Origin of the sequence: Streptomyces sp. NPDC091281 (genome assembly GCF_044757425.1) — a bacterium.
Lineage (GTDB): Bacteria > Actinomycetota > Actinomycetes > Streptomycetales > Streptomycetaceae > Streptomyces.
The window spans coordinates 327,840-342,393 of record NZ_JBIVUY010000003.1 but is presented as its reverse complement, the minus strand read 5'-3'; the positions used below and the strand labels follow the sequence as shown (position 1 = coordinate 342,393).

Genomic DNA, 14,554 nt, shown 5'->3' with positions numbered 1-14,554 from the left:
TGGAACACGATGGCCAGCACCGCCAGCACCGAGGACAAGCTGAGGGACTACCTCAAGCGGGTGACGGCTGACCTCCGGCAGACCCGCAAGCGCCTCCAGGACGCCGAGGCGAGCCGTCAGGAACCGGTCGCGATCGTCGGCCTCGGCTGCCGGTTCCCCGGCGGCGCGGACACCCCCGAGGCGTTCTGGCGACTCCTCGCGGAGGGCCGGGACGCCGTCACCGACCTGCCCGCCGACCGCGGCTGGGACCTCGACGCCGTCCTCGACCCGGCGGGCGGCACCGGCACCTCGTACGCCCGCCGCGGCGCGTTCCTCCACGACGCGCCGCTGTTCGACTCGACGTTCTTCGACATCTCGCCCCGCGAGGCCCGCACCATGGACCCGCAGCAGCGGCTGCTGCTGGAGACGTCCTGGGAGGCCCTGGAGCGCACCGGCATCGACCCGGCCGGCCTGCGCGGCAGCCGCACCGGCGTCTTCGCGGGCACCAACGGGCAGGACTACCTCGCAGTCCTCCTCGGCCACCCCGAGGAGTCCGACGGCCACCTCACCACCGGCATCACCGCCTCCGTCCTCTCCGGCCGCGTCTCCTACGTGCTCGGCCTGGAGGGTCCCGCGGTCACCGTGGACACGGCCTGCTCGTCGTCGCTGGTCGCCCTGCATCTCGCGGTGCAGGCGCTGCGGTCCGGGGAGTGCGACCTCGCGCTGGCCGGTGGTGTGACGGTGATGTCGACGCCGGGGGCGTTCGTCGAGTTCTCGCGGCAGCGCGGGCTCTCCGCCGACGGCCGGTGCAAGGCGTTCGCGGAGGGCGCCGACGGCACCGCCTGGGGCGAGGGCGTCGGCGTCCTCGTCGTCGAACGGCTCTCCGACGCCCGCCGCAACGGCCACCGCGTCCTCGCCGTCGTCGCCGGGTCGGCCGTCAACCAGGACGGCGCCTCCAACGGCCTCACCGCCCCCAACGGACCCTCCCAACAGCGCGTCATCCGGGCCGCGTTGGCGTCAGCCGGGCTCGACGCCTCCGACGTCGACGCCGTCGAGGCGCACGGCACCGGCACCGCCCTCGGCGACCCCATCGAGGCGCAGGCCCTCCTCGCCACCTACGGCCAGGACCGCGAACGGCCCGTCCGGCTCGGATCGGTGAAGTCCAACATCGGCCACACCCAGGCCGCCGCCGGGGTCGCCGGGGTCATCAAGATGGTCCTCGCCATGCGGCACGGCACCCTCCCGCGCACCCTCCACGCCGACGAACCCACCTCCCGCGTCGACTGGAACTCCGGCGCCGTACGGCTCGTCCAGGACACCACCCCCTGGCCCGACCGCCCCGAGACCCCGCGCCGCGCCGCCGTCTCCGCGTTCGGCGTCTCCGGCACCAACGCCCACGTCGTCCTCGCCCAGGCCCCCGAACCCGCGGCCCCCGAACCCGGCACCGCCGCCGCCCCGCCCGCGCTGCGGCTGCCCTCCGGCTCCGTGCCCTGGATCGTCTCCGGCCGCACCCCCGCCGCGCTCCGCGCCCAGGCCCGCGCCCTCGCCGCCTTCCTCCGCGCCCGCACCACCGCCGAACCCACGGACGCTCCCACGCAGGCCGCGCACCCCGTGGACCCGGCCCATGTCGCCGCCGCCCTCCTCACCACCCGCACCGCCTTCGAGGAACGCGCCGTCCTGCTCGGCACCGACACGGACGACCTCCTGACCGGGCTCGACGCCGCCGCCGACGGCCGCACCCGGCCCGGCCTCGTCACCGGCTCCGCCGCCGCGCCCGGCCGCACCGCCTTCCTCTTCTCCGGCCAGGGCGCCCAGCGGCCCGGCATGGGCCGCGACCTCTACGACACCCACGAGGTGTTCGCCGACGCCTTCGACGAGGTGTGCGCCCAGATCGACGCCACCCTCGAACACCCCCTCCACGACGTCGTGTTCGGCGCCCGCACCGACCTCCTCGACCGCACCGGCTACGCCCAGCCCGCCCTCTTCGCCCTCCAGGTCGCCCAGTTCCGCCTCACGGAGTCCTTCGGGGTACGGCCCGACGTCGTCCTCGGCCACTCGATCGGCGAGATCGCCGCCGCACACGTGGCCGGGGTCTGGTCGCTCGCGGACGCGTGCAAGCTGGTGGCGGCGCGGGGCCGGTTGATGCAGGCGCTGCCGGAGGGCGGTGCGATGACGGCGCTCCAGGCGTCCGAGGACGAGGTGCTGCCCCTCCTCGACGCGGACCGTGTCGGGATCGCGGCGGTCAACGGGCCACGAGCGGTGGTCGTTTCGGGGGAGGCGGGGGCGGTCGAGGAGATCGCCGCGCACTTCCGCGGCCTCGACCGCAAGGTGACCGCGCTGCGGGTCAGTCACGCCTTCCACTCCCCGCTCATGGAACCCATGCTGCGGGAGTTCCGCCGCGTCGCCGCCGAACTCACCTACCAGGCACCCCGGTTCACCGTCGTCTCCGACCTCACCGGCCGCCCCGCCGAACCGGACGACCTCACCGACCCCGAGTACTGGGTCCGGCACGTCCGGCACGCCGTCCGCTTCGCCGACGCCGTCCACGCCCTCCCCGGCCTCGGTGTCACCCGCTGCCTCGAACTCGGCCCCGACGGCACCCTCACCGCCCTCGCCGCGCACAGCCTGCCCGCACCCGACGACGTGCTCGCCGTGCCCGCCCAGACCCCCGGCACCCCCGGCGCCCTCGCCTTCGAGACCGCCCTCGCCGCGCTCCACACCCGCGGCGCGCCCGTCGACTGGACCCGCCACCTCACCGCGCCCACCCCGGCCGCCCCCGCCGTACCGCTGCCCACGTACGTCTTCCAGCGCCGCCGCGCCTGGCTGCCCGCGACCGCCACCGGCACGGCCGGACTGCGCGCCGCCGGACTCGGCGCCGCCCGGCACCCGCTGCTCGCCGCCACCGTCGAACTCGCCGCGGGCGGCGGCGTCCTGCTCACCGGACGGCTCTCCGCCCGCGCCCACGGCGACCTCGCCGACCAGGACACCGCGGGCGTCCCGCTGCTGCCCGCGTCCGTCCTCGTCGACCTCGCCGTCCGTGCGGGCGACGAGGCGGGCTGCACCGCCCTGGAGGACCTGACCCTCCACACGCCGCTGCCCCTGCCCGCCCGCGGCGCCGTCCGCATGCAGATCCACGTCACCGCCGCCGACCTCGACGGCCGTCGCACCGTCACCGTCCACTCCCGGCCCGACGACGACACCCCCGACCACCCCTGGCGCCGCCACGCCGAAGGCACCCTCACCGCCCGGCCCGCGGCGACCCCCGCCGACCTCCCGGCCACCACCCCGCCCGACGGCGCCGAACCCGTCGACACCGACACCCTGTACGACCGGCTCGCCGCCCGCGGACACACCTACGGCCCCGCCCACCGCGGCGTCCGCGCCCTGTGGCGCCACGACGGCGACCTGTACGCCGACCTCGCCGTCCCCGACGCCCGCGCCCTCCCCGACACACCCGCCGACCAGGGGGACGGCGGCCCGGACCGCCACCCCGTGCACCCCGCGCTGCTCGAAGCCGCCGTGCAGGCCGCCCTGTCCGCCGCGCCCCCGGCGCCCGACGGGCACGTCCTGCGCGCCGACCGCTGGCAGGGCCTCACCGTGCACGCCACCGGCGCCCGCACCGCCCGCCTCCGGGTGACCGGCGCCGCCACCGGCCACGCCGCCCTCACCCTCACCGACCCCGAGGGACGGCCCCTGGTCACGGTCGACCGCGTCGACCTCACCCCGCTGCCCGTCACCGCCCTCGACGACGGCCGCCCCGCCGACGGGCTCCACACCGTCGCGTGGACGCCCGTCCCCGCCGCGGGCGCCGCCGACGGCGCCTGGGCCGTCCTGGGCGCCGACCCGGACGGCCTCGCCGACCGGCTCGCCGCCGACGGGGCGACCGTACGCGCCCACCCCGACCTGACCGCCCTGCGCGCCGCCCTCGACGACGGCACGGCACCCCCGGCCACCGTCCTGCTGCCCGTCGGCGCCACCGGCCCCGCCGCCGACCCGGCCGACGACCCGGACACGCTCGCCGCGGCCGCCCACGACAGCACCGCGCACCTCCTCACCACCCTCCAGGAGTGGCTGGCCGACGACCGGCTCGACACCGCCCGGCTCGCCGTCCTCACCCGGGGCGCCGTCGCCGCGCTCCCCGGCGACCAGGTGCCCGACCTCGCGCACGCCCCGCTGTGGGGCCTGGTCCGCACCGCCCAGTCCGAACACCCCGGCCGCTTCGTCCTGGTCGACCGCGACCCCGACCCCGCCGACCCGGCCGACCCGGCGGTGCTCCTGGCCGCCGCCGCGCACGCCGACGAACCCCAGCTCGCCGTCCGCTCCGGCGCCCTCCTCGCCCCCCGCGCCCGGACGGCCCGCACCGGCACCGACGGCGCCCCGGCCGCACCTCCGGCCGCCGACGGCGGGCCGGTCGCCGCCTTCGGCCCCGACGGCACCGTCCTCGTCACCGGCGGCACCGGCGGGCTCGGCGGCCTGCTCGCCCGCCACCTGGTCACCGGGCACGGCGTACGGCGGCTGCTGCTGGTCAGCCGGTCCGGCCCGGACGCCCCCGGCGCTGACCGGCTGCGCGCCGACCTCACCGCGCTCGGCGCCGAGGTCACCGTCCGGGCCTGCGACGTCGCCGACCGGGACGCCCTGGCCGCCCTCCTCGCCGACCTGCCCGAGGACCGGCCGCTGCGGGCCGTCGTGCACACCGCGGGCGCCCTCGACGACGGCCTCCTCACCTCCCTCACCCCCGGCCGCCTGGCCACCGTCCTGCGCGCCAAGGTCACCGCCGCCGCCCACCTGCACGCCCTGACCCGCGGCCTGCCCCTCACGGCGTTCGTCACCTTCTCCTCGGCGGCCGGTCTCCTCGGCAACCCCGGCCAGGCCAACTACGCCGCCGCCAACACCTTCCTCGACGCCCTCGCCCAGCACCGCCGCGCCGCCGGACTGCCCGGCACCTCCATCGCCTGGGGCCCCTGGGAGAACACGGCCGGCATGACCGCCGGACTCGACGCCGCCCACACCGCCCGTACGGCCGCGCAGGGCGTCGTGCCGCTCGGCGCCGACCACGGACTCGCCCTCTTCGACGCCGCCGTCACCACCCCGGCGGCCCTGCTGCTGGCCCTGCGGCTGGACACCGCCGCGCTGCGCTCCCGCGCCACCACCGGCGAACTGCCGCCGCTGCTGCGCGAGTCGGTGCGCGTCACCGTGCGCCGCGGGGCCACCGGAGCGGACGGCGGCGGCGCGGACGGCGGGTTCGCCCGCCGGGTCGCCGCGCTGCCCCGCGCCCGCCGCCGGGCCGCCGTCACCGGCCTCGTCACCGCACAGGTCGCCGCCCTCCTCGGCTACGACACCGCCGACCAGGTCGGCGCCGAGAAGCCCTTCAAGGAACTCGGCTTCGACTCGCTCGCCGCCGTCACCCTCCGCAACCGGCTCAGCCAGGAGACCGGACTGCGGCTGCCCCCGACCCTCGTCTACGACCACCCCACCCCCGCCGCCCTCGTCCGGCACCTCGCCGCCGAACTCGGCCTCGACGCCACCGCCCCGGACGCGGACGGCACCCCGGCCCCGGCGCCGGCCGCCGCCGACGACGACCCCGTCGTCATCGTCGGCATGGGCTGCCGCTACCCCGGCGGCGTCGACTCGCCCGAGGCGCTGTGGCGGCTCGTCTCCACCGGCGGCGACGGCCTCGGCCCGTTCCCCGCCGACCGGGGCTGGGACCTCGACGCCCTCTACGACCCCGACTCCGACCGCCCCGGCACCACCTATGTGCGGCGCGCCGGATTCCTGCACGACGCGGGCGAGTTCGACGCCGAACCGTTCGGCCTGGCACCACGCGAGGCCCTGGCCATGGACCCCCAGCAGCGGCTGCTCCTGGAGACCTCCTGGGAGGTCTTCGAACGCGCCGGGATCGCCCCCACCGCCCTGCGCGGCAGCCGCACCGGCGTCTTCACGGGCGTCACCTACCACGACTACGCCTCCGGGATGCAGCAGGGCACCGCGGGCAACGTCGCCGCCGGGCGCGTGTCCTACGCCTTCGGCCTGGAGGGGCCTTGTGTCGCCGTCGACACCGCCTGCTCCTCCTCCCTGGTCGCCCTGCACCTCGCCGCGCAGGCGCTGCGCGCGGGGGAGTGCGACCTCGCCCTCGCGGGCGGCGTCGCCGTCATGTCCCGCCCCGACCCGTGGGTGGCGTTCAGCCGTGAGCGCACCCTCGCCGCCGACGGCCGCTGCAAGCCCTTCGCCGCCGACGCCGACGGCACCAACTGGGCCGAGGGCGTCGGCCTGCTGCTCCTCGAACGGCTCTCCGACGCCCGCCGCCGCGGCCACACCGTCCTCGCCCGCCTCGCCGCCAGCGGCGTCAACCAGGACGGCGCCTCCAACGGCCTGACCGCGCCCAGCGGTCCCGCCCAGCGCCGCCTCATCCGGCAGGTGCTGGCGGCCGCCGCGCTCGCCCCCGCCGACGTGGACGCCGTCGAGGCGCACGGCACCGGCACCCCGCTGGGCGATCCCATCGAGGCGCAGGCCCTCCTCGCCACCTACGGCCAGGACCGCGAACAGCCCCTGTGGCTGGGGTCGATGAAGGCCAACATCGGCCACACGCAGGCCGCCTCGGGCGCGGGCGGTGTCATCAAGATGGTCATGGCGATGCGCCACGGCGTCCTGCCCCGCACCCCGCACGCCGACCCGCCCACCCCGCACGTCGACTGGTCGGCGGGCGCGGTGTCCCCGCTGCTCACCGACGTGCCCTGGCCCGCGGGCGACCGGCCGCGCCGCGCCGGGGTCTCCGCGTTCGGCATCAGCGGCACCAACGCCCACGTCATCGTGGAGGAGGCACCGCGCGAACCCGCCGTCGCCGCAGGGGAGTCCGGCGGCGAAGACGCCTTCCCCGCAGGGGAGTCCGCGGGTTCCGGGGCGCTGTCCGGCGGTGTGCCGCTGGCGCTGTCCGCGAGCGGACCCGAGGCCCTGCGCGGGCAGGCCGCCCGGCTGCACGCCTTCCTCACCGAGCGGCCGGGCACCCGACTCGCCGACGTGGCGCTGTCGTTGGCCACCACGCGCTCCGCGCTGGACCACCGCGCCGTCCTCACCGTCCCCGACCGGGCCGCCGCGCTGACCGCCCTCGCGGCCCTCGCGGACGGCACCCCGGACCCGGCCGGGACCACGGCCCAGGGCGTCGCGCCCGCCGCGTCCCCGTCCGTCGTCCTCGCCTTCCCGCCCGCCGACCCCGCCTGGACCGCCGCCCTCGCCCCGCTCGCGACGACCGCGCCCGCGTTCACCGCCGCCCTCGACACCTGCGGCAGGGCCCTGGCCGGACTGGTCGACTGGAACCCCGCCGACGTCCTCGCCGGGCGCGCCGAACCCGACTGGCGCGAGCGGCCCGAGATCGCGGTGCCGCTCGGCTGGGCGGTCGCCGTGGCCGCCGCCGCGCTGCTGCGATCCCGCGGCGTCGTACCGGCGGCCGTCACCGGCCGGGGCACCGGGGAGATCGCGGCGGCCCGCGTCGCCGGACTCCTGGACACCGGCACCGCCGCCCGGCTCGCCGTCCACCACGGCCGCACCCCGGACGGCGACCTGCCCCCGGTCCTCCTCGGCCCCGCCGAACTCCCCTTCCGCTCGACGGCACTGGGACGCTGGCTGGAGACGGAGGACGCCACCGACGGCACCGCGTGGGCCGCGTCCCTCGCGGACGGCCCGGCTGACGGAACGGCCGCCGGAACCGGGGCCGGACTCTCCGACGGCGACCCGGACCCGCTGACCCTGCCGGACGGCGGACACCCGGCCGTCGTCACCGTCGGCCCGGCCCCCGCCCACGCCTCCGCCCCCGTGTCAGGCCCCGAGGGCGCACCCGCCGTCGAGGGCCAACATCCCTCCGACGACAGCCTGTTCACGGACGCCGCCGACCTCACCCCCCTCCTCGCCCGCCTCCACGTCCGGGGCGTCCCCGTCGACTGGGCGGCCGTCCTCGCGCCCGCCGGGGCCCGCCGGGTGCCGCTGCCGACGTACGCCTTCCACCGCCGGCACTACTGGCTGACCGCCGACCCCGGCACAGCCGCCGCGCCCGACGCGGCGGGGGAGCGGCCCGAGTTGCTCGATGCGGTCCTCGAACTCCCGGAGCCCGGCGGGCTGCTGCTGACCGGGACGCTGTCCCCGGCTTCCGCCGCCGCCTACGGCGCGGACCCCCGCTCCGGTGCCGTGCCGGGCACGGTCCTGCTCGAACTCGCCCTGCTCGCCGGGGACCACGTCGGCTGCGACCTCGTCGCCGACCTCACCACCGAGACCCCCCTCGCACTGCCCGAGGGGGAGGAGGTCCGGCTGCGCGTCACGGTCGGCGAGCCCGACGACGCCGGGGACCGCCCGCTGCGCGTCCACTCCCGCCCCGCCGGAGCCCTGCCCGGCACCCCCTGGACCCGGCACGCGCACGCCGTGCTGCGGCCCGCCGCCGCACCGCCCGCCTTCGACCTCGACGTATGGCCCCCCGCCGACGCCGAACCCGCCGACGCCACCGGCCTCGACGGACTGACCGGCCTGTGGCGGCGCGGCGACGAGCTGTACGCCGAGGTGACGCTCCCGCCCGCGGAGCGGACCGCCGGGCTCGGGCACGCCCTGCACCCGGCGCTCCTCGCCACCGCCCTGCGCGCCCTCGCCCGTACGGCCCCGGACACGCCCGTCGACCCCGACGCGTGGCACGGGACGACGCTCCACGCGGCCGGGGCCACCGCGCTGCGGGTGCGCCTGACCCGCACCGGCCCCGACACCGTCGCCCTCGCGGCGGCCGACGACGACGGCCTGCCCGTCGCCTCCGCCGCCTCCGTCCGGCTGCGCCCCGCCGACCCGGACCGGCTGCACGCCGCCCGCGCCGCCGGACAGGGCCCGCTGCTGCGCGTCGAGTGGCCCACCGTCGCCTGCGAGGCGCCCGGCGGACGCCCGCACTGGGCGCTCGTCGGCCCCGACCCGCTCGGCGCCCGCGCCGCCCTCATGAAGGCAGGCGTCTACACCGAGGCGTACGACACCCTGGAGGCGCTAGCCAAGGCGGTCGACGCGGGCACCGCCCCGCCCACCACCGTGCTGTCCGCCGTCCCCGCCGGACCGGCCGACCCCGCCACCGCCGCCGGGACGGCCGTGGACGCCGTCGGGCACGCCACGGCGCTCGTCGCGCGCTGGCTGTCCGACGAACGGTTCGCCTCCGCCCGGCTGGTGTTCCTCACCGAGGGCTCGCTCACCGCCACCGAGGACCCGGCCACCCCCGACCCGGTCGCCGCCGCCGTCTGGGGCGCGGTCCGCTCCGCGCAGACCGCCGACCCCGGCCGGCTCGTCCTCGCCGACCTCGACGGCCGCCGCCCCTCCTGGCGCGCCCTGCCCGCCGCCCTCACCACCCCCGAACCCCAACTCGCCGTGGTCCGGGGGACCGTACGGGTGCCCCGGCTCGCCCCGGCCCCCACGCCGACGCACCCGGCGCCGCCGGTCGGCGCCGACGGAACCGTCCTGGTGACCGGCGCCTACCACCCGGCCGCCGCCGCCGTCGCCCGCCACCTGGTGACCCGCCACGGCGCCCTACGGCTCCTGCTCGCCGCCCCCGCCGGGGCGGGCGCCGCCCCGGCCCGGCTCGCCGCCGACCTCACCGCGCTCGGCGCCGACGCCACCGTCACCACCTGCGACCCCGGCGACCGCACCGCCCTCGCCGCCCTGCTCGCCGCCGCCCACCCCGTGAGCGCCGTCGTCCACGCGGCGGTCCCGCCCCGGCCCGGCCCCGGCGGCCCCGAGGACGCCCTCACCGCCGAACTCAGCGCCGCCCTCGCCCTCACCGCGACCCTCGACCCCGCGCTGCCCCTGTACCTCCTCTCCGACGCCGCGGGCACCGTCGGCGACGCCGGACACGGCGCCCCGGCCGCCCTCGCCGCCTTCCTCGACGCCCTCGCCCACCACCGCCCCGCCACGACCACCGTCGCCTTCGGCCCCTGGCGCCCCTACGCCGCCGACCCGGTCGGCACCACGGACAGCGCGCCCGCCGGACGCCCGCCCGCCGGACGCCCGCCCGCCGGGCTCGCGCCCCTGCCGTCCACCGCCGCCCTCGGCCTCTTCGACGCGGCCCGCGCGCTCGCCGCGCCGACCGCGCTGGTGCTGCGCCCCGACGGACCGGCACTCGCCGGGCGCGCCGGGAACCCCGGCCTCGCGGCCCCGCTGTGGAGCCTCACCGGGCCGCCCGTCCGACGGCGGGCCGGACAGCCCGGAGGCGCGGGCGCGCTGCGCACCCTGCGCCGTAGACTGGCCGGGCTCGACGACGCCGAACGCGACGCCGTCCTCACCGAGTTGGTGCGCGCGGACGTGGCGGCCGTGCTCCAGTACCCCACCCCCGACGACGTGGACACCAGCCGCGCCTTCCGCGACATCGGCCTCAACTCGCTGACCGCGTTCGCCCTGCGCAACCGGCTGCGCGAGACCACCGGCCTGCGGCTGCCCGCGGCCGTGCTGTTCGAGGTCGACACCCCCGGACGGCTCGCCCTCCACCTCAAGGAGGAACTCCTGCGCCCCTGAACCGGCGCCGGGCGCCTCCGCCCGTCTGTCCCCCCACCCCACTTCCCCCACGACATCCAAGGAGAACGGTCACAGATGAAGACGGACGGCATCTACGTCGACACGGTCGGGGCGTACATCCCCGAGCAGTGGGTGAGCGTCGAGCAGGCGGTCGAGGAGGGGCTCTACGACGAGTACTCCGTCCAGTACGGCACCGGCCTGACCGCCGCCTACATCGCGGGCGACCTGCCCGCCCTGGACATGGCCGTGGCCGCCGCCCGGCACGCCTTCCGCCGCTCGGACGCCGACGTCGACGACCTCGACTTCCACGTCCACTGCACGGCCGTCCAGCACGGCCCCGAAGGCTTCTACCCGCCCGGCTACGTGCTGCGCGAACTCGGCGCGGTCGGCGTGGCCAGCACCGACGTGCGCCAGCACTCCAACGGCCTGCTCGCCGGGATCGAGGTCGCCGTCGGCCAGCTGTCCGGCGCCGCCCGCGCCGAGACCGCGCTCGTCACCGCCGCGGAGAACTTCACCAGCCCCCTCATCAACCGCTGGACGGGCTTCGGCACCGGGTTCACCGCCAGCGACGGCGGCGCCGCCGTCCTGCTCAGCGCCGACAGCGGCTTCGCCGCCCTGCGCGCCCTCAACTCGGGCACCGCGCCCGAGCTGGAGCAGTGGCACCGCGGCGAGGAGAGCCTCCTGCCGTTCCGCGAGGAGGAGCGCAAGGCGTCCGGGACGATGGAACTGCTGTCGTACTTCAACCAGCACGTGATGCCGCTCGACAAGTGCATGGAGATCATGCGGGACTTCGAGCTGGACATCGTGCACCGCTCGCTGGTCGACGCCGAGCTGAACGCGTCCGACCTGCGCTGGGTGATCGCCGCGAACAGCGACTCCCGCATGATCGACCAGATGAAGATGCAGCCGCTGGGCCTGCCGATGTCCCGCTCCACCTGGGACTTCGGCAAGGAGTACGGGCACATGGGCGCCTGCGACATGGCCGTCTCCCTCAACCACCTGCTGCTCGACGGCCTGGTGGAACCCGGCGACCACGTCCTGATGACGACGTCCGCGTCCGGCTGGGTGTCCACCTCGGCCGTCCTCACCGTCCTCGACATCCCCGACTGGGCGCGGGAGGAGAGCACCCCGCGTCCCGCGCGCTGAACCGGGGGCGGGCAACGGAAAGGACCCGGCACCGGGGGGATGAGTGCCGGGTCCTGCTCGTGGGGGCGTCAGCCGTGCCGGCCGTCAGCGGTCGTCCGTCAGGGGGTCGGCCGACCGCTGTCCGGCCGCCGGCCGTTCAGCCGTCGTGCGTCACGCGTCCGTTCCGGTGCCGGCCTCGCGGCGGGCGTAGACCATCGAGTAGCGGTACACCTCGGGCAGGTTGGCCGCGCTCTCCACCGTCACGGCGAAGCCCTGCGCGGCGAGGATGTCCCGCACCTCCGCGAGCCGCCCGTCCAGGTCCTGCACCTCGACGACCGCCTGCCGCACCCGCTGCCAGTCCGCCGCGTCCAGCCCGCGCATGACCTCCAGCTCGGCGCCCTCGACGTCGATCTTCAGCAGGTCGATGTCGCCCTCGGGGGCCCAGCCGCGCAGCACGTCGGAGAGCCGGTTGACCTCGGCCTCCACCTCCACGCCGGCCATGATGGCGTCCACCGCCTCCTGGCCGATCTGCTCGATCGTCAGCTCCTGCCCGACCTTCTTCTGCTCCGGGTAGCGGGTGGAGTTGCCGGGCAGCGCCGGGTAGAACGTGAACCGCACCTGCTCCTCGTGGCGGCTGCCGAGCGCGGAGCGGACCACCTCCACGTCCTTCGCGCCGTGGCTGTCGAGGTTCTCCAGCAGCGCCTGGTGGATGGCGGGGATGGGCTCGAAGGCGAGGATGCGCGCGCCGGGGAACTCCTGCTTCATGAACAGCGAGAACAGACCCACGTTGGCGCCCGCGTCCACGATGCGCGCGCCGTCGGACAGCTCGATGCCGTGCTTGAGGTAGGTGCGTTCGACGAATATCTCGTTGTAGATGAAGTCGACTTCGGAGAACAGCGCCCCCTCCGTCTGCGGCACGAAGACGGAGACGCCGTCGGCGACCTGAACGGACCTGATGTCGGTCATGAATGCTCCCTGGGCCGTGGGTTGCTGCTCAGTGTGCCGGGGCCGGAGCCGGGCAATTCCTAGACTTCCGGCGGCCGGTCACGCGTCCCGGCCGCGCAGCACGAGATAGCCGCCGAGGACCGACGCCGCCACCCACAGCAGCATGATCAGCAGGCCGCCGCCCGGCCCGTAGGGCACGTCGTCCAGCGGCACCGTCCGGGCCATCGCCGCGCCCGCCTGGTCGGGCAGGTAGTGGGCGACGTCCTTCGCGCCCGGCACCGACACCAGGATCTGCGTCACGAGGAAGAAGAACGGCATGAGGATGCCCATGGAGAGCATGGAGCTGCGCAGCATGGTCGCCACGCCCATCGAGAACACCGCCATCAGCGTCATGTACAGCCCGGCGCCGAGCGTGGCCCGCAGCACGTTCTCCGCGCCGATCGTCGTGCTGTGCGAGCCGAGGACGGCCTGACCGGCGAAGAAGGTGACGAAGCTGGTGGCGAGCGCGACGACCAGCGCCGCGCCGGTCGCCACCGTCAGCTTCCCGAAGTAGAACAGGCCCCTGCGGGGCACCGCGGCCAGCGAGTTGCGGATCATGCCGGTGCTGTACTCGCCGCCGATGACCATCACCCCGAAGGCGATCATCGCCAACTGGCCGAGCACGCCGCCCGTGAAGCTGGTCCCGGCCGCGTCGAAGGTCAGCTTGTCCTGCTGGGAGAGGTCGTCGTACTGGGCGTTGGACAGCGCGCTGATCAGGGTGCCGAAGGCGACGGTGACCGCGAACGCGGCGAACAGCGTCCAGCCCGTGGAGCGGACCGAGGTGAGCTTCGCCCACTCGGAGCGCAGGGTCGCGGTGGTCGCGGTGGTTGCGGACATGGGGTCAGGACTCCGTTCCGGTGGGCTGCGCGGCGGCCCGGTCGCCGTCGGCGGCGTCGGCCGCCGGGACCGCGGCCGGGGCGGGGGCGAGCGGCCCCGTGCGGTACTCCGCCGACTCGCCGGTCAGCTTGATGAACGCCTCCTCCAGGGAGGCGTGCTGCGGGCTCAGCTCGTGCAGCGGCACCCGGTGCTCGAAGGCCAGCGCGCCGAGCCGCTCCACCGGCTCCCCGGACACCTCGAAGACGCCCTCGGGGCGCTCCTCGACGTCGATGCCCTCGGCGGACAGCGCGTCCCGCAGCTTCTCCGGCTCGGGCGTCCGTATCCGCACCACGGAACGGGAGTTGTCGTCGATGAACTCCTGCATGCCGGTGTCGGCGAGGAGTTTGCCGCGTCCGATGACGACGAGGTGGTCGGCGGTCAGCGCCATCTCGCTCATCAGGTGGCTGGAGACGAACACCGTGCGGCCCTGCGCCGCCAGGTCCTTCATCAGGGTGCGGACCCAGTGGATGCCCTCCGGGTCCAGGCCGTTGACCGGCTCGTCCAGCATCACGATCCGCGGGTCGCCCAGCAGCGCCGCCGCGATCCCGAGCCGCTGGCCCATGCCCAGCGAGAAGCCTTTGGAGCGTTTCCTGGCGACGGAGGTCAGCCCGACCTCGTCCAGCACCTCGTCGACGCGGGACAGCGGGATGCGGTTGCTGAGGGCCAGGCAGCGCAGGTTCTGGTAGGCGCTGCGGCCCTCGTGCATCGCGCGGGCGTCGAGCAGCGCGCCCACGTGCCGCAGGGGTTCCTCCAGGGCGGCGTAGGGTCTGCCGTCGATGAGGACCGTGCCCGCGGCGGGACGGTCGAGACCGAGCATCATCCGCATGGTGGTGGACTTGCCCGCGCCGTTGGGGCCGAGGAACCCCGTGACGCAGCCGGGACGGACGGTGAAGGTGAGGTCGTCGACGACCACCTTCTCGCCGTAGCGCTTGGTCACTCCTGCAAGCTCGATCATGCGCCCCACGCTAGGGGAACCGGAGCACCCCGGTCCGCGCGTGCCGGAGATGTCTAGGGGTTCCCGCAGACCGGGGAGGTGTCGGCGCGGTCGACAGCGGTGCGGCGGGTACCGGCGTGG

4 protein-coding genes and 1 pseudogene are annotated in these 14,554 nt (G+C 76.6%); 2 read left to right on the top strand and 3 right to left on the bottom strand.

Features of this window, described 5'->3' with window-relative positions:
* Positions 1 to 42 precede the first annotated feature (42 nt).
* Together ACIQPQ_RS09850 and ACIQPQ_RS09845 are read left to right on the top strand one after the other, a co-directional pair.
* Positions 43 to 10,494: pseudogene (locus tag ACIQPQ_RS09850) on the top strand (SDR family NAD(P)-dependent oxidoreductase); the annotation flags it as partial.
* A 75-nt stretch (positions 10,495 to 10,569) separates the two neighbouring features.
* Complete coding sequence (locus ACIQPQ_RS09845; protein WP_401302095.1) at positions 10,570 to 11,640, top strand: ketoacyl-ACP synthase III family protein; 1,071 nt, start codon at positions 10,570 to 10,572, stop codon at positions 11,638 to 11,640.
* 150 nt (positions 11,641 to 11,790) lie between these two features.
* On the opposite strand, the gene ACIQPQ_RS09840 is transcribed toward ACIQPQ_RS09845, so the two are convergent.
* The 3 genes from ACIQPQ_RS09840 to ACIQPQ_RS09830 form a co-directional block, all read right to left on the bottom strand.
* A complete protein-coding gene (locus ACIQPQ_RS09840; RefSeq protein WP_401302092.1) occupies positions 11,791 to 12,585 on the bottom strand; it encodes an FkbM family methyltransferase in 795 nt (264 codons plus the stop codon).
* A gap of 78 nt (positions 12,586 to 12,663) precedes the next feature.
* Positions 12,664 to 13,440 carry an ABC transporter permease gene (locus tag ACIQPQ_RS09835; RefSeq protein ID WP_383778613.1) on the bottom strand — a complete coding sequence of 259 codons (777 nt, stop codon included), beginning with the start codon at positions 13,438 to 13,440 and terminating at the stop codon, positions 12,664 to 12,666.
* Positions 13,441 to 13,444: 4 nt separating this feature from the next.
* Positions 13,445 to 14,434 (bottom strand): ABC transporter ATP-binding protein, encoded by a 990-nt coding sequence (locus ACIQPQ_RS09830; RefSeq protein WP_401302089.1) that lies wholly within the window; start codon positions 14,432 to 14,434, stop codon positions 13,445 to 13,447.
* Positions 14,435 to 14,554 lie beyond the last annotated feature (120 nt).

Excerpts from the sequence above, each read along its gene's own strand:
- ACIQPQ_RS09845 (WP_401302095.1), top strand. The coding sequence starts at position 10,570 with ATGAAGACGGACGGCATCTACGTCGACACGGTCGGGGCGTACATCCCC.
- ACIQPQ_RS09840 (WP_401302092.1), bottom strand. The coding sequence starts at position 12,585 with ATGACCGACATCAGGTCCGTTCAGGTCGCCGACGGCGTCTCCGTCTTC.
- ACIQPQ_RS09835 (WP_383778613.1), bottom strand. The coding sequence starts at position 13,440 with ATGTCCGCAACCACCGCGACCACCGCGACCCTGCGCTCCGAGTGGGCG.
- ACIQPQ_RS09830 (WP_401302089.1), bottom strand. The coding sequence starts at position 14,434 with ATGATCGAGCTTGCAGGAGTGACCAAGCGCTACGGCGAGAAGGTGGTC.